The 17815-nt window shown below is 35.8% G+C and carries 12 protein-coding genes, 1 pseudogene and 1 other annotated feature; of the genes and pseudogenes, 12 read left to right on the forward strand and 1 reads right to left on the reverse strand.

Annotation, left to right across the window (positions count from 1 at the left end):
• Positions 1–182: 182 nt before the first annotated feature.
• From RYK07_RS06685 to RYK07_RS06710, 6 genes and pseudogenes are all read left to right on the forward strand, one after another.
• Complete coding sequence (locus RYK07_RS06685) at positions 183–344, forward strand: hypothetical protein (protein WP_314853059.1); 162 nt, start codon at positions 183–185, stop codon at positions 342–344.
• Between the two features lie 629 nt (positions 345–973).
• A pseudogene (rpoB, locus tag RYK07_RS06690) lies at positions 974–4451 on the forward strand (DNA-directed RNA polymerase subunit beta); the annotation flags it as partial.
• A gap of 225 nt (positions 4452–4676) precedes the next feature.
• Positions 4677–8339 (forward strand): DNA-directed RNA polymerase subunit beta', encoded by a 3663-nt coding sequence (rpoC, locus tag RYK07_RS06695; protein WP_314853062.1) that lies wholly within the window; start codon positions 4677–4679, stop codon positions 8337–8339.
• 254 nt (positions 8340–8593) lie between these two features.
• A complete protein-coding gene (gene udp / locus RYK07_RS06700; protein ID WP_314681239.1) occupies positions 8594–9373 on the forward strand; it encodes a uridine phosphorylase in 780 nt (259 codons plus the stop codon).
• A gap of 15 nt (positions 9374–9388) precedes the next feature.
• Positions 9389–10060, forward strand: a complete 672-nt coding sequence (deoC, locus tag RYK07_RS06705) for a deoxyribose-phosphate aldolase (protein WP_314853063.1) — start codon at positions 9389–9391, stop codon at positions 10058–10060.
• A gap of 146 nt (positions 10061–10206) precedes the next feature.
• Positions 10207–11007 carry a class I SAM-dependent methyltransferase gene (locus RYK07_RS06710; RefSeq protein WP_314853065.1) on the forward strand — a complete coding sequence of 267 codons (801 nt, stop codon included), beginning with the start codon at positions 10207–10209 and terminating at the stop codon, positions 11005–11007.
• A 137-nt stretch (positions 11008–11144) separates the two neighbouring features.
• On the opposite strand, the gene tehB is transcribed toward RYK07_RS06710, so the two are convergent.
• Complete coding sequence (gene tehB / locus RYK07_RS06715) at positions 11145–12005, reverse strand: SAM-dependent methyltransferase TehB (RefSeq protein WP_314853066.1); 861 nt, start codon at positions 12003–12005, stop codon at positions 11145–11147.
• Positions 12006–12144: 139 nt separating this feature from the next.
• Positions 12145–12375 (forward strand) — a binding site (T-box leader).
• 53 nt (positions 12376–12428) lie between these two features.
• Here tehB and RYK07_RS06720 point away from each other — a divergent pair.
• The 6 genes from RYK07_RS06720 to RYK07_RS06745 all read left to right on the forward strand — a co-directional run.
• A complete protein-coding gene (locus RYK07_RS06720) occupies positions 12429–13475 on the forward strand; it encodes an ATP-binding cassette domain-containing protein (RefSeq protein WP_314853067.1) in 1047 nt (348 codons plus the stop codon).
• Position 13476: 1 nt separating this feature from the next.
• On the forward strand, positions 13477–14154 hold the full coding sequence (locus RYK07_RS06725) for a methionine ABC transporter permease (RefSeq protein ID WP_314853068.1): 678 nt from the start codon (positions 13477–13479) through the stop codon (positions 14152–14154).
• A gap of 166 nt (positions 14155–14320) precedes the next feature.
• Positions 14321–15181: a MetQ/NlpA family ABC transporter substrate-binding protein gene (locus RYK07_RS06730; protein WP_314680406.1), complete on the forward strand. Its 861-nt coding sequence runs from the start codon at positions 14321–14323 to the stop codon at positions 15179–15181.
• Between the two features lie 90 nt (positions 15182–15271).
• Positions 15272–16441 carry an amidohydrolase gene (locus RYK07_RS06735; protein WP_314853070.1) on the forward strand — a complete coding sequence of 390 codons (1170 nt, stop codon included), beginning with the start codon at positions 15272–15274 and terminating at the stop codon, positions 16439–16441.
• A 14-nt stretch (positions 16442–16455) separates the two neighbouring features.
• Positions 16456–16686: a D-alanine--poly(phosphoribitol) ligase subunit DltC gene (gene dltC / locus RYK07_RS06740; RefSeq protein WP_314853071.1), complete on the forward strand. Its 231-nt coding sequence runs from the start codon at positions 16456–16458 to the stop codon at positions 16684–16686.
• Positions 16687–16806: 120 nt separating this feature from the next.
• The coding region (locus RYK07_RS06745) for a hypothetical protein (protein ID WP_399546510.1) at positions 16807–17815 on the forward strand (1009 nt) is incomplete at its 3' end.

A 17815-nucleotide genomic window follows, 5' to 3' on the forward strand; every position in this document is an offset into this window, starting at 1 on the left:
GATTTTTAGCCAAGAGACTCGCAAGCGAGGCTACTGGCGACCTCGCAAACAAAAAGTATTTATCTGCTTTCTTTTTTACGTTCTAAAAATGGTTGACATATTCTTATTTGAATTGACAGAATAATAAAAGAATAGTAGTTTAATAGCACGAAAATTAGTAACATACGAAAGAGGATGGAATAATGACAAATACAATTAACGGACAAAAACTGACATTTCTAATTTCAGATGATCCTGTTTTGAGTTTAATGGTCACAGATGAAATCGTAACGGATATTCAAGTAGAAAGTGATTTTGATGCGGATATTATCTTGCCAAAAGCAAAACGAACTATAATGGATTAGAACGCCACCTTCAATATTTATTGGCTACAAAAAAATCCTTACCGGAAATATTGGACCAAATTAAAGAAAAAGGATTTTCTACTCCTATTCACTACAATTTGAGAATTGACATAACAGACTGTTAGGGTTAGTGAAAAACGCAAATAGAATATAAAAGAAAGCAGAAAAATCTTTTTGTAGCGAAAGCAATAGAAGCCAAAGTTTGGCTTCTGTTGCAGGTAAAAATCGAGACCGAGGCTTGATTTTTAGCCAAGAGACTCGTAAGCGAGGCTACTGGCGACCTCGCAAACAAAAAGCATTTTTCTGCTTTATTTTATTGCGCTAAAAAATGTATGCACTTTCTTGTAAACACGCAAAGAAAGTCCTTCAAAACCTTGACAAATCGCCAATTTCACGCTAAAATAATGTAACGCAATAAGTGTAACTATAGTCTTGCGGGATGCTGAAATATTGTCCAGAAATCCCGTGAATATTAGGGAAAACAAAAGAATGAGCGCTCTTTTTAATAAGGGATAAAGAAATTCTTTTGGTTTTTTTTTGTTCAAAAACGACTGACAGGCGGCATTTGTTACGAAAATTTAACAATGTAATAAATTTGTAATATTTATTCATAAAATTATGATATAGGGGTGGAAGAGTTGGCACATCATGATGTGAAATACGGTAAACACCGTGTGCGTAGAAGTTATGCACGAATCAGTGAAGTATTAGAATTACCAAATCTAATTGAAATTCAAACTGATTCTTACCAATGGTTCTTAGATGAAGGGATTCGTGAAATGTTTAAAGACATCTCACCAATTGAAGACCATACAGGTAATTTATCATTAGAATTCTTAGATTATGAATTACATGCTCCAAAATACAATCTTGCAGAAGCAAGAAATCACGACGCAAATTATGCAGCACCAATTTATGTAAAAATGCGTTTAGTGAATAAAGAAACTGGAGAAGTAAAAGACCAAGAAGTCTTCTTTGGAGATTTCCCATTAATGACAGAAATGGGAACATTTATCATTAATGGTGCAGAACGTGTAATTGTATCTCAATTAGTACGTTCACCAGGTTCATACTTCCATGACCGCCCAGATAAAAATGGTAAAGCCTTATATGGCGCAACTTTAATTCCTAACCGTGGTGCATGGTTAGAATATGAATCAGATTCAAAAGACATTTCATATGTACGTATTGACCGTACTCGTAAAATTCCATTAACAGTATTAGTTCGTGCATTAGGTTTTGAATCAGATGACACAATTTTAGAAATCTTCGGTGAAAGTGAAACATTACGTTTAACATTAGATAAAGATGTTCATAAACGTATGGATGAATCACGTACAGAAGAAGCATTAAAAGACATTTATGACCGTCTACGCCCAGGTGAACCAAAAACAGCTGAAAGTTCACGTAACTTATTAACAGCTCGTTTCTTTGATCCACGTCGTTATGATTTTGCAGCAGTAGGTCGTTATAAAGTAAATAAAAAATTAAACTTAAAAACACGTTTATTAAATCAAACAATTGCTGAAAACATCGTACATCCTGAGACAGGAGAAATTGTTGTTGAAGCAGGAACAGTTCTTGAAAAAGAAATTATGGAAAAAGTGGCTCAAGCATTAGAAGCAGGAGCAAACTTATTTACATTATATCCTTCAAGTGAAGGGGTTATCCAAGAACCTGTAACAATTCAATCAGTTCAAGTATATTCACCAAAAGATCCTGAAAAAGTGATTAAAGTAATCGGAAATGCGAATATTCCAGATGAAATTAAATGTGTATCGGCAGCTGACGTTTTAGCTACAATCAGCTACTTCTTAAACTTATATGAAGGAATCGGCTCAACAGACGATATCGACCACTTAGGAAACCGTCGTATTCGTTCAGTTGGTGAATTATTACAAAATCAATTCCGTATCGGTTTATCTCGTATGGAACGTGTGGTTCGTGAACGTATGTCTATCCAAGATGTTGCGACAGTAACACCACAACAATTAGTAAATATTCGTCCTGTAGTAGCAGCGATTAAAGAATTCTTTGGTTCATCTCAATTATCTCAATTCATGGACCAAACAAACCCATTAGGAGAATTAACTCACAAACGTCGTCTATCAGCCTTAGGACCTGGTGGTTTGACTCGTGACCGTGCCGGATATGAAGTTCGTGACGTACACTATTCTCACTATGGTCGTATGTGTCCGATTGAAACTCCTGAGGGACCAAACATCGGTTTGATCAACAGTTTATCAACATACGCTAAAATTAATAAATATGGATTCGTTGAAACTCCATATCGTCGTGTAGACTGGAAAACTCATAAAGTAACAGATAAGATTGACTACTTAACAGCGGACGAAGAAGACCGTTATGTAGTAGCGCAAGCAAACTCTCCATTGAATGAAGATGGAAGCTTCGTAAACGATGTAGTAATGGCTCGTTACGTATCAGAAAACTTAGAAGTTCCTGTAGAACGTGTAGACTACATGGACGTATCTCCAAAACAAGTAGTTGCTGTTGCGACAGCATGTATCCCGTTCTTAGAAAACGACGACTCAAACCGTGCGTTAATGGGTGCCAACATGCAACGTCAAGCAGTTCCGTTATTAAATCCAAAAGCACCATTTATTGGTACAGGTATGGAATATGTAACAGCGCATGACTCTGGGGTAGCTTTACTATGTAAACGTGAAGGTGTCGTAGAATTTGTAGATGCAAATCAAGTACGTGTACGTACAGCAGATGGCTCATTAGACCAATATAATATTACTAAATTTCATGGTTCAAATGCTGGTATGTGTTATAACCAACGTCCAATCGTTTCAAAAGGCGATAAAGTAGATGTTGGTGAAATCTTAGCAGACGGTCCTTCAATGGAACAAGGTGAATTAGCATTAGGACAAAACGTTTTAGTAGCATTCATGACTTGGGAAGGATATAACTATGAGGATGCGGTTATCATGAGCGAACGTCTTGTAAAAGATGACGTATATACTTCAATTCATATTGATGACTATGATTCAGAAGCTCGTGATACAAAATTAGGACCAGAAGAAATTACCCGTGAAATTCCAAACGTTGGGGAAGATGCATTGAAGAACCTTGACGAAAACGGAATTATCCGTATCGGTGCGGAAGTTAAAGATGGGGATATCTTAGTTGGTAAAGTTACTCCTAAAGGATTAACAGAACAATCACCAGAAGAACGTTTATTACATGCAATCTTCGGTGAAAAAGCTCGTGAAGTACGTGATACTTCATTACGTGTTCCTCATGGAGGAGGCGGTATCGTTCGTGATGTACGTGTATTCACTCGTGCAGCAGGTGATGAATTAGCGCCAGGAGTAAACAAATTAGTTCGTGTATACATTGTTCAAAAACGTAAAATTAATGAAGGGGATAAGATGGCCGGTCGTCACGGTAATAAAGGGGTAGTTTCTCGTATTATGCCGGAAGAAGATATGCCATTCTTACCTGATGGGACACCAGTTGATATCATGTTAAACCCATTAGGGGTACCATCACGTATGAACATTGGACAAGTATTAGAGTTACACTTAGGAATGGCAGCTCGTGAATTAGGCATTTACATCGCAACACCAGTATTTGATGGTGCGCAAGATGAAGATGTTTGGGGAACTGTTGCAGAAGCAGGTATGGCTCGTGATGCGAAAACAATTTTATATGATGGACGTACAGGGGAACCATTTGATAACCGTGTATCAGTAGGGGTAATGTATATGATTAAACTTGCCCACATGGTTGATGACAAACTTCATGCTCGTTCAATTGGACCTTACTCATTAGTAACTCAACAACCTCTTGGAGGTAAAGCTCAATTTGGTGGACAACGTTTCGGAGAAATGGAGGTATGGGCGCTAGAAGCATATGGTGCTGCATACACATTACAAGAAATCTTGACATACAAATCAGATGACGTTGTTGGTCGTGTGAAAACTTACGAATCAATTGTGAAGGGTCAACAAATTTCTAAACCAGGTGTACCTGAATCATTCCGCGTATTAGTAAAAGAATTACAAGCATTAGGTCTTGATATGAAAGTATTAGACGAAAATGATGAAGAAATTAAGTTAGAAGACATGGACGACGATGCTCGTATGAATTTCAATGATGTTGAAAAAATGAGCGAAAAAACACGTAAGTTAAATGAATATTCTGACCGTATTGCTGAACTTTCTGGAGAAAAAACAGAAGCAGTTGAAACAGCAGTAGAAGAAACTGAAGAAATTCAAGATTCAGAAGATACAGAAGAAACTTTAGACTAAGAATAACTATTGGAATCGTAGGGCAATTCCAAAGAAGAGGGAGGTTGGCCCCTTGATAGATGTAAATAATTTTGAAAGTATGCAAATTGGTTTAGCGTCTCCTGATAAGATTCGTGAATGGTCATATGGTGAAGTAACCAAACCAGAAACAATCAACTATCGTACTTTGAAACCAGAACGTGATGGTCTATACTGTGAAAAGATTTTTGGACCAACAAAAGATTTAGAATGTTCATGTGGTAAATTAAAGAAAATTAATAATAAAGGAAAAGTGTGTGATCGTTGTGGCGTTGAAGTAACTCGCTCAAAAGTTCGTCGTGAACGTATGGGACATATCGAATTAGCTGCTCCAGTATCACATGTTTGGTACTTTAAAGGAATTCCTAGCCGTATGGGACTTGTGTTAGACATGAGTCCTCGTGCGTTGGAAGAAATCATTTATTTTGCAAGCTATGTTGTTATCGATGCTGGTGACACAACATTGATGAAAAAACAATTATTAAGTGAACGTGAATACCGTGAAAAACGTATGGAATTCGGAACTCGTTTCCACGCAGCAATGGGTGCTGAAGCTGTTCAAGAATTATTAAACAATGTTGACTTAGAAGCTGAAATTGCAGAATTAAAAGAAGAGTTAAAAACAGCTCAAGGACAAAAACGTACTCGTGCAATCCGTCGTTTAGATATTTTAGATGCTTTCCGTGAATCAGGAAATAAACCTGGTTGGATGGTAATGGATGTTATTCCAGTTATCCCACCAGATTTACGTCCAATGGTTCAATTAGAAGGTGGACGTTTTGCAACAAGTGACTTAAATGATTTATACCGTCGTGTAATTAACCGTAATAATCGTCTAAAACGTTTATTAGAATTAAACGCTCCACGTATCATCGTTCAAAATGAAAAACGTATGTTACAAGAAGCGGTTGATGCTTTAATCGATAATGGTCGTCGTGGCCGTCCAGTTACTGGACCAGGTAACCGTCCATTGAAATCATTAAGTCATATGCTTAAAGGGAAACAAGGTCGTTTCCGTCAAAACTTACTTGGTAAACGTGTAGACTACTCAGGACGTTCTGTAATCGTAGTAGGACCAAACTTGAAGATGTATCAATGTGGTTTACCAAAAGAAATGGCGATTGAATTATTCAAACCATTCGTAATGAAAGAATTAGTAGAACGTGAAATTGCTGGAAATATTAAGAGTGCAAAACGTAAAATTGAACGTTTAGACGATGATATTTGGGCAGTTTTAGAAGAAGTCATTCGTGAACACCCAGTTCTATTAAACCGAGCACCTACTCTTCACAGATTAGGGATTCAAGCATTCGAACCAACTCTAGTAGAAGGTCGTGCAATCCGTCTTCACCCATTAGTGTGTGAGGCCTACAATGCCGACTTCGACGGAGACCAAATGGCGGTTCACGTGCCACTTTCACAAGAAGCTCAAGCAGAAGCTCGCTTATTAATGTTAGCAGCACAAAATATCTTAAACCCTAAAGATGGAAAACCAGTAGTAACTCCATCTCAAGACATGGTTTTAGGAAACTATTACTTAACATTAGAACAAGAAGGTCGTGTTGGAGAAGGAATGTACTTCAAAGACATGAACGAAGCAATGTTAGCATACCAAAATGGATATGTTCATTTACACAGCCGTATTGCAATTCACGCAAGTGCGCTTCCTCATAAACCATTTACAGAATGGCAAAAAGAACGCATGTTAGTAACGACAGTTGGTAAATTATTATTCAATGAAATTATGCCTGACGAATTCCCTTACTTAAATGAACCATCAATGGAAAACTTAGAAGTAGCTACTCCAGATAAATACTTCTTAGAACCAGGTTCAAATATTAAGGAAGAAATTGCAAAACAACCAATCGTTTTACCATTCAAGAAGAAAAACTTAGGTCAAATCATTGCGGAAGTCTTCAAACGTTTCCACATTACAGAAACATCAATGATGTTAGACCGTATGAAAGACTTAGGATATAAATATTCAACTCGTGCTGGTTTAACAGTAGGGATTGCAGATATTTCTGTTGCAGGAAATAAAAAGACAATTCTTTCTGATGCACATAACCAAGTTGATGAAATCTCTAAATTATTCCGTCGTGGTTTAATTACAGATGACGAAAGATATGAACGTGTTATCGAAACATGGAATGCAGCAAAAGATGAAATCCAAAGCGCATTAACGAAAACACTTGGTGCTCGTAACCCAATCTTCATGATGAGTGACTCTGGAGCCCGTGGTAACATCTCTAACTTTACACAGTTAGCGGGGATGCGTGGATTGATGGCTGCTCCGAACGGTAAAATCATGGAATTACCAGTAACATCAAACTTCCGTGAAGGGTTAACGGTTATGGAGATGTTCTTATCAACTCACGGTGCCCGTAAAGGGATGACGGATACAGCCTTGAAGACAGCCGACTCAGGTTACTTAACTCGTCGTTTAGTAGACGTAGCGCAAGACGTAATTATCCGTGAAACAGACTGTGGTTCTGATCGTGGTTTAACAATTTCAGCTATCCGTGAAGGAAATGAAATGATTGAAACATTAGAAGAACGTATGATTGGACGTTATGCACAACGTTCTGTAAAAGATCCAGTAACTGGTGAAGTATTTGTTGGTCACAATGAATTAATTACAGAAGATATTGCTCGTAAAATCATTGATGCTGGTATTGAAGAAGTAACAATCCGTTCTGCATTTACATGTGATACTAAACATGGTGTATGTAAACATTGTTATGGACGTAACTTAGCAACAGGTTCAGAAGTAGAAGTTGGGGAAGCAGTTGGTACAATTGCCGCTCAATCTATCGGGGAACCTGGTACTCAGTTAACAATGCGTACCTTCCATACCGGTGGGGTAGCCGGAGACGATATTACTCAAGGTTTACCTCGTATCCAAGAAATCTTTGAAGCTCGTAACCCTAAAGGGGGAGCGACTATTACAGAAGTAACAGGTGAAGTTGTATCGATTGATGAAAATGCGGGAAGCCGTACTAAAGAAATCACTATTAAAGGTGCAACAGATACACGTACGTATACTGTTCCATTTACAGCTCGCTTAAATGTTGAAGAAGGACAAACAATCCATCGTGGTGAACCATTAACATCTGGTTCTATCGATCCAAAAGAATTATTACGTGTTCGTGATGTATTATCAGTAGAAAACTACTTATTACGTGAAGTACAAAAAGTATACCGTATGCAAGGGGTAGAAATCGGCGATAAACACGTTGAGGTAATGGTTCGTCAAATGTTACGTAAAGTTCGTGTAATGGATCCAGGTTCAACTGAAATTTTACCAGGAACATTATTAGATATCGCAGACTTTACTGAACGTAACCGTTCTGCAATTATGAATGGTGAAGTTCCAGCGACTGCACGTCCAGTATTACTTGGTATTACAAAAGCTTCATTAGAAACAAACAGTTTCTTATCTGCGGCTTCATTCCAAGAAACTACTCGTGTGTTAACAGACGCATCTATTCGTGGTAAGAAAGACCACTTACTTGGACTTAAGGAAAATGTTATCATTGGTAAGATTATTCCTGCTGGTACAGGTATGGCTCGTTACCGTAATATGGAAACAAGCACTTCTACACCAGTTCAAACAGAAGAATTCGTTGAAGCTACTGAAGAGTTAGCGGAAGGAATTGTATCTGAAGGAACAGTGGAAGCAACAACAGAAGCTTAAAAGATTGAATTAGACTTTCCTAAATAGTAGTAAAGGACGCAAGCAGCCTCGCGAAGCGAGTCTCATTGCTAAACTTCGAGCCTATGTCTCGAAGTTTCCTAGGACTAGTAGTCAGAATTATGGCTACTAGTCCTCTTACTACTATGGAAAGTCTTTTCTTTTTAATTTTTTAGCGAACGTTTTCAAAAAGTATAAAAATATGGTATAATTTTACAGTTAAGGTATTTATAGGATACCTAAAAGGAGGAAGAGAGATGCAAAATTATTCAGAAGAAGGATTACAATATCATTTAAACATTCGCAAAGGAGATGTAGGTAAATACGTTATTTTACCAGGAGATCCTAAACGTTGTGCGAAAATTGCTGAACATTTTGAAGATGCAAAATTAGTAGCAGATAACCGTGAATATGTAACATATACAGGATACTTAGATGGAGAAAAAGTTAGTGTGACTTCAACAGGGATTGGTGGACCATCAGCTTCTATCGCTTTAGAAGAATTAGTGAGAAGTGGTGCAGATACATTCGTTCGTGTTGGAACTTGTGGAGGAATTGATATCGACGTAAAAGGTGGAGATATCGTGATTGCTACAGGTGCAATTCGTACAGAAGGAACAACTCGTGAATATGCGCCAATCGAATTCCCAGCCGTTGCGAACTATGATGTTGTAACAGCATTATTACAAGCTGGTAAAACATTAGGGTATACAACTCATGCAGGTATTGTTCAATGTAAAGATTCATTCTATGGGCAACATGAACCAGAAGTAATGCCAGTAAGCTATGAATTACAACAAAAATGGGAAGCTTGGAAACGTCTAAAAGTAAAAGCTTCAGAAATGGAATCAGCAGCTTTATTTGTAGTAGCTAGTCATTTAGGAGTAAGAGTTGGTTCAACATTCTTAGTAGTAGGAAACCAAGAAAGAAATGCTGCAGGGTTAGAAAACCCAATCGTTCATGATACAGAAGCAGCAATTACAGTTGCTGTACAAGCTTTACGTAACTTAATTGCACAAGACCGTCAAAACGCATAAGGATAGGTGAATCAAATGGAATTAAAAGAAATTTTAGCAACCGTCGATCATACCTTATTAACACAAAATGCAACATGGGAAGAAATTCAACAAATTTTAGATGATGCGATTCATTATGGTACAGCTTCAGCTTGTATTCCTGCCAGCTATGTCAAACAAGCAGCGGCATATGTTGACGGTAAATTACCGATTTGTACAGTTATTGGATTCCCTAATGGATATTCAACAACAAATGTCAAAGTTTTTGAAACAAAAGATGCAGTTGCTAATGGAGCAAGTGAAATCGATATGGTCATCAATATTACGGATGTAAAAAATAAAAGCTTCGACTTAGTAGAAGAAGAAATTCGTCAAATTCATGAAGCTTGTCAAGGAAGAATTTTGAAAGTGATCGTAGAAATTTGTTTATTAACAACAGAAGAATTGATTGAATTATGTAAAGTAGTGACTCGTGCAGGAGCAGAGTATATTAAAACATCAACTGGATTTTCAACAGGTGGAGCTACATTTGAAGCAGTAGCTTTAATGAAAGAACATGTAGGCCCTTCCGTGAAAATCAAAGCTGCAGGTGGAATTTCTAGCTTAGAAGATGCAGAAAAATTCATTTCATTAGGTGCTAGTCGTTTAGGTACAAGTCGTATTGTAAAAATTATTAAAAATCAAGCAGTTGAAGAGAACAGCTATTAGAAAATTTAATAGAAGAATGTAAGTTAAATCCTGTTAGTAAGAAATTACTAGCAGGATTTTTTATGTTAAAAGGGTATTGAAAATGGAAAAAGAAAAGAGTAGAATGAGATAAAGTTTAGGTATGCCTAAAAAAAGGAGTTGATAGAATGGGAGAATTATTTGAAAATAAAGTATCTAAAACGATGCTAATGACACTACAAGCAAAAGCGTTAGAAGGTTCGCAAAAGAATCGGTTATTTATTGATCAAAAAGCCGAAGAAATGATGAAGCAAGTTCCATCAATGGTAAGTGTTTCTTTTTTTGATCGAATCGGAGTTTGTTTAAGAACGAAATATTTTGATGATTGCTGCAAGAATTTTATTGAGAGTCATAAACATCCAGTCATCATTCAATTAGGTTGTGGTTTAGATGATAGGCAAGGAAGAATTGGAGCAGAAGATATTCCATTTTTCAGTGTAGACTTTTTAGATGTCATTACATTAAGACAAGAGTTTTTTGAAGAAACAGCTACTTCACAGATGATTGCTAACTCAATATTAGATGATAAATGGATTCAAATTGTTAAAGAACAATATCCAAAAGGAGATTATTTATTCATTATTGAAGGAGTGTTAATGTACTTTAATACAAATGATATAAAGGAATTAGCAACAAACTTAGAGAGAGAATTTCATCAATATGAATGTTATTTTGATACGTTACAACATCATATGATTGCATCTAAAAATAAACAAAAAGAATTTAGGGAACAAGGGGTTAAAATGCATTGGGGACTTTCTTCTAAAGAAGAATTGTTTGATTTATTTGGTAAACATGCAGAATTATTGAGTTTTGATTATACAATGGCACAATATCCAAACCGATGGAAAGTAGTACATCGTATTATTTCATTTATCCCATTTATCCAAAAAGCTGCAGTCTTAATTCAACTGCGAATTTCTAGATAGAATTATTTTAATAAGTTTTTATAGTAGTAAAAAACATAAAATGGAAATTTGAGACTATAAGCTCAAATTTCCATTTTTTTACTAATCATTTCTAGTTCTACAGAATTGGTTAATTCTAAGACCATAGGGGTCCCAACTTACCCTTTCTTTGCCAACAGTGTCGCAAATCTGAAGCGTAGACGATTGCCGTTTTCGTCTGTTTTATGGAGTTCTCCAAAGTCTTCATTATATTTTAAAATTTCCCACCCGGCATAATAATCTAGTAATTCGCCTTCTTTAAAAGTAAATGGGAAATTCACAGGACAAGGTGCATCTTCAGTTGACATAGCGGCGACGATTAAATTATAGCCACCAGAAGCTGTGTGAGATTGCATATTCTCAATGACATCTGGAATGACTTCTTCATGTAAGAACATCAATACAACGGTTGATACAATCCAATCATATTGTCCGCCAGGAATATCGGCACATTCAATGTCATATGGATCAACTTCAAGTGAAAGTCCTTCTTGAGTAGCTACTTCTTGTAATTTTTGTAAGCTTGGAACATTCCAATCCAATGAAGTGACGTCATATCCTAATGAAGCAAGGTATAAGCTATTACGACCTTCTCCACTTCCTAAGTCAAGTACACGCCCTTTTGGAATCAGCGGTTGAGCAGTTAATACTTCAGAGTGAGTCTTAGTATAGCCATATTTTTTTGCAAAATAATCTTCTTTTTTACAGAAAAATTCTAAATAGCATTCGATATCGTCACTTGCTTTAGCGATTCGATGCCACTGTTGTGGTTCTACCAATGGAATTGGAGTAGTCGCATTTAGCAGTACAGTATCACTAACGCTACCATCCTCGTTTAAAAATTCAAATGTGATTTCTCCTTTTAAAATATGCAGTTGAGCCCAAGTTCCAACCTTTGTATTATGCATTTTTTTAAACGGTTCAGGCAAAGTTTCTGCAGTCCATAGTGGCATTTTTTTATAAGAAATTAAATTGTTCATGTATATCACCTCGTAAGTTCATTGTAGAAAAAAGAAGAGGGATATGCAAGAAAAAGTATATAAGTAAAACTTATAACAAGTGATAGTAATCTAGAAATTGACTGTAACGGAGTTTGTTGGTATCCTAGATTCATAGTCATAACGCACTGTGACAAGGAGAGTAAAAGTGAATCTGTTTTAGAGAGTCTCGGTTTGGTGAAAAGAGATAATAGTTGAAGCTTTGAAGATGGCCTTTGAGTGCTAATCGTTGAATTATTAAACGATTACGGGAAAGCCCGATATAGCTTTTCAGTTTAAATGAACTGATTGAGGCAGAATTTGTGAGAATTCTGTGAATAAAGGTGGTAACACGAGAGAACTCGTCCTTTGGTTGGTGAGTAAAACCAAAGAGCGGGCTTTTTATTTGCTTGAAAGGAGAAACGAATGATTGAATTAAAAAATATTGATGTGACATTTCAGCAATCAGGTAAAACCGTTGAAGCTGTGAAGCAAGTAAATATTACGATTGAAGATGGCGATATTTATGGAATTATCGGTTATAGTGGTGCTGGGAAAAGTACATTAGTACGTACTATCAACTTATTACAACGTCCAACAAATGGAACAGTAACGGTTTCAGGAGTGGAGTTAACAAGTTTAAAAGAGGCTCAATTAAGAGATGCTCGTAAAAAAATCGGAATGATTTTCCAACATTTCAATTTGATGAATACTTTATCTGTATTTGAGAATGTTGCCTTTCCATTAAAACGCTCAGGATTATCTAAAGCGCAAATTAAGGAAAAAGTTGAGTCACTTCTACACTTAGTAGGATTGGAAGACAAAATTACAAGTTACCCAAGACAATTATCTGGGGGACAAAAACAAAGGGTTGCGATTGCTAGAGCGCTAGCAAATGATCCAGATGTTCTATTATGTGACGAAGCAACAAGTGCATTAGACCCAAAAACAACCGAATCTATTTTAGAACTTTTGAAAAAAGTAAACGAACAGTTAGGCATTACAATCGTGATTATCACTCACGAAATGCAAGTTGTAAAAGAGATTTGTAATAAAGTTGCCGTAATGGAACAAGGTTTAATTATTGAACAAGGATCTGTATTAGAAATCTTTACGAATCCACAAAAACCATTAACAAAAGATTTCATTGATACAGCAACACATATTAACAAAGGAATTGAAACAGTTCTACAACATGAACATTTACTAAACTTAAACCCTGGAGATGTTCTTGCGAAAATTTCATTTGTGGGTGCTTCAACAGGAGAACCATTGATTACGAAATTATCGACTCAATTCCAAGTAGCAGCGAATATTTTATTTGCCAATGTGGAAGTCATTCAAGAGACTGCTGTTGGAACTTTACTAGTAGGTTTATCTGGTGAAGCTGAAAAAATTCAACAAGCCATCAAATATATTCACCAATCAGGTGTTCAAACAGAAATTCTAGATGAACCAAAGGAGGCTGAATAAGATGAACTTACACCAATTATTTCCAAATATTGATGCTCGTGTAACTCAAGAAATTATTAAAAGTACAATTGATACTTTATTAATGGTAGGAATTACAGGGCTAATTGCTGGTGTATTAGGAATTGCTTTAGGAGTTGTGTTAGTCGTTACTCGTGAAGGGAATATTTTAGAAAATAAAATTCTATATGCGACTTTAGATAAAGTGGTGAACCTATTCCGTTCGATTCCATTTATCATTTTAGCGATGTTATTAATCCCATTAACAAGATTAATTGTTGGAACTACAATTGGAATTCCTGGTGCGATTGTGCCACTAGTTATTGCAACTGTTCCATTCTTCTCACGACAAGTACAATTAGCTTTGTTAGAAGTGGATAAAGGAGTGATTGAAGCTTCAATCGCTATGGGATGTACACCATTGGAAATTATTTTCCGTGTGTACTTAAAAGAAGGATTGCCAAGTTTAATCCGTGCTTCTTCTCTAACAACAATCAGCTTAATTGGTTTAACAACAATGGCTGGTGCGTTTGGAGCTGGGGGAATCGGGAACTTAGCAATTTCAAGAGGATATAATCGATTCCAAGGAGACGTAATCGTAGTAGCAACGATTATTATGTTGATTATCGTATTTATCAGCCAAGCAATCGGTGACTTCCTAGAAAAAAGAGCTACGAAATAAAAGGATACGAGATTGAGCGTTCTGAAACGAATCACTGGAGCGACGCACACAAAGCAACGTAGTTGAGTGGGGGTGGCGTGAAGTGGACGTCGTTTCAGCGAAATCGAGTTCAACTAAAAAAGGATATATAAATAAATTTAAACACAAAGAAAAGAGGAATTTATAGATGAACATTAAAAAATTATTTGTAACAGCATTAGCAGGATTAACATTAGCAGCATGTGGACAAGGAGCTCAAACTTCTTCAAATTCAAACCAAGCAGCAGATGCTAAAAAAGAAGCAAAGACAGTTAAAGTAGGGGTTAACGCAGGGAACCATGATGTATGGGATGACGTTATTAAACGCTTAAAAGAAAAAGAAAACATCAATGTTGAATTAGTAGAATTTACTGACTATGTTCAACCTAACCAAGCTTTAGAAAATGGAGATGTTGACTTAAACTCATTCCAAACAATTATTTACTTAGAACGTTTCAACAAAGAACAAAATACTCACATCAAACCAATTGGATATACAGTAATTGCTCCAATGGGTGTGTATTCTAAAAAAATTAAAAACGTTAGTGAGTTAAAAGAAGGCGATACTATTGCAATCCCAGAAGATACTTCTAACAACTCTCGTGCATTACGCTTACTACACGCAGCTGGCGTAATCAAATTAAAAGATGTAAACAACACATTAGCTACAAAAGATGATATCGTAGAAAATCCTAAGAAAATTGAAATTAAAGAATTACCAGCTGGACAAACAGCTCGTGCTTTAGACGATGTAGCAGCTTCATTAATCAACAATGGTTTTGCAGTTGAAGCAGGATTCCAACCAACAAAAGATTCAATCTTTATCGAAGAAATCACAGATTCTTCTCAACCATACTACAATGTTATTGCTGCTAAAGAAGGTAACGAAAATAACGAAGTTTACAAAACAATCGTTAAATACTACCAATCACCAGAAACAGCTAAGAAAATTGAAGAAGTTTCAAAAGGTGCAAACGTACCAGTTTGGGAAAAAGCTTCTTTAAAATAATTTCTAAGAATCAATCATTTTAATCATCATTCATCTCCAAAGAGGCATGCTAGTCATGCCTCTTTATTACAATCGAAAGAAGGGAATTTAATGAGCCAAATTAAAGAAAAAGCACAAGCTTTTACCGAAGAGTTAGTAACATTAAGAAGACATTTTCATGAAAATCCAGAATCAAGCTTGAAAGAATATAAAACAGCAGAAAAAATTCAAGAGGAATTAACGAAATTAAATATTCCATTTGAAAAAATTGCGGATACTGGAACATTAGCGATTATTACAGGAGGAAAAGGCGAAGGAAAAACAATTCTACTTCGTGCAGATATTGATGCCTTAGAACTACCAGATTGCACGAATAAGCCTTACTCTTCTAAAAATGAAGGCTTAAATCATGCTTGTGGACATGATGCTCACACGGCAATGGGATTAGGGACTGCTAAAGTATTAAATGAATTAAAAGATACATTTGCTGGAACAGTGTATATTGCCTTCCAACCAGCTGAAGAAATCGGAGCAGGTGCAAAACAATTCGTCGCTTCAGGTAAAATTGATCATATTGATGAAAGTTTTGCTATCCATGTAAATTCAGGGTTACCAGTAGGTACTTTTGCGGTACAAGGTGGACCAGTGAATGCTTCCTGCGATATTTTCAAAATTAAAGTAACAGGTAAAAGTGCGCACGTAGGTCGTCCTCACTTAGGTCATGATGCATTAGTCACAGCAAGTGAAATTGTTGTAGCGTTACAAACGATTGTAAGTCGTGAAGTAGAACCAGGTGATCGTGCAGTTGTAGGAGTTGGAAAACTACATGCTGGCACTCGCTATAATATCGTAGCAAATGATGCTCTATTAGAAGGTACAATTCGTGCATTTAGTCATACAACAAGAGCTCATTTAAAAGAAGCAGTGACTAGAATTGCTCAAGGAATTGCAGCTACTCATCGTTGTGAAGTTGAAGTGGATTGGTATGATGCAGCAGCACCTGTTATTAATACTCATGAATTAGCAGAGAAATTCCAACTAGTGGCGAAATCGGTGGATTCTATCGATCATATTATTACTAAATATGAATTAGCAATGGGAGCAGATGACTTTGCAGATTATTTAGTCGATAAGCCAGGAGTTTATGGATTATTAGGAAGTCAATCTGGAGAAGAAACAGCCTATGGACATCACCATGAAAAATTTGATATTGATGAAGCGGTATTGCCAATTGGAGTAGAACTAGAAGTCAACTATATTTTAAGTCGATTAGCAAATTAGAAAGGAGAAGAAAAATGGAAGAAAGAATTTTAAAAATATTAGAAGAGATCTGCGAAGATGAAGTTGTCTATGAAGATAAAGACATCAATTTAAAAGAAGAAGGACTAATGGATTCATTAGCTTTTGTAGAGTTATTGGTTCGATTAGAAGAATTTGGACTTGAAGTTGCTCCTACTGAAGTGACTTATGAAGAGATTGATACACCAAATAAGATTATTGAGTATGTGAAGTCAAAAGCTAAGTAATTTAAAAATTAATATAAATAAATATGATTTAGTTTATAGCTAGAAAGTTGTAATCTTTATAGAATAATGATAAAATTTAAGAGATATAAATGATAAAAATTAAATTTTGGAGGTTTTTAAATGAAAAACAAATTCCTTATTACAGGTTTAGCAACAGCTACATTATTATCAACAGCAGCACTAACTCAATTATCACCTAGCGTGTATGCTGCAACTACTGAACAACCAAGTGCTGAAGAAAAAGCAAAACAAGATGAAGTTTTAGCGAATTTTGATAAAGCTTTAGCAGAGACTATTAAAGAATTAGAAGAAGAAGCAAAAAATGATCCAGATTCAGCTGACAATATTAAAGCTACAATTGAAAAATTAAAAGAAGAAGCAGCTAAAGAGAAAGCTAAAATCGTTGAAGGTTTCAATACTGGAAAAACTGCAGAAGCTACTGAAGATGAAATAAATAAAATTGCTGAAAAAGAGGAACTAAGAGAGAAAAAAGAAGCTGAAGCTGAGGAAGCAGCTCAAAAAGAATTTTTAAAAAATTTTGATAAAGCTTTAGAAGATTCAATTGCAGAATTAAAAAAAGCAGATACTCAAAATGATCCAGAATTAGCAAAACAAGTTGAAGCTGCCATTGAAAAATTAAAAGCAGAAGCAGCTAAAACAAAATCTGAAATTGAAAAAGGTTTTGAAAAAGGTTTAACTGTAGAAGAAGCTGAAAAAGCAATCGATGATGCAAATAAAAAAGCTGCGGAAGAAGAAAAAGCAGAAGCAGAAGCTGAAGCTGAAGAAAAAGCAGCACAAGATGAGTTCTTAAATAATTTAGATAAAGCGTTAGAAGAAGCAGTTTCAGAATTAGAAAAAGCTGACACGCAAAATGACCCAGAATTAAATAAACAAAAAGAAGAAGCAATTAAAAAATTAAAAGAAGAAGTAGCTAAACAAAAAGCGGACTTCGAAAAACGTTTCAAAGAAGGCTTAACTGCAAAAGAAGCAGAAAAAGAATTAGATGAAGCAAACAAAAAATCTGAAGAAACAGCTAAAGCAGCGGCAGAAAAAGAAGCAGCAGCTCAAAAAGAATTCTTAAATAATTTAGATAAAGCGTTAGAAGAAGCAGTTTCAGAATTAGAAAAAG

Origin of the sequence: uncultured Granulicatella sp. (assembly GCF_963528315.1) — a bacterium.
Classification (GTDB): domain Bacteria; phylum Bacillota; class Bacilli; order Lactobacillales; family Aerococcaceae; genus Granulicatella.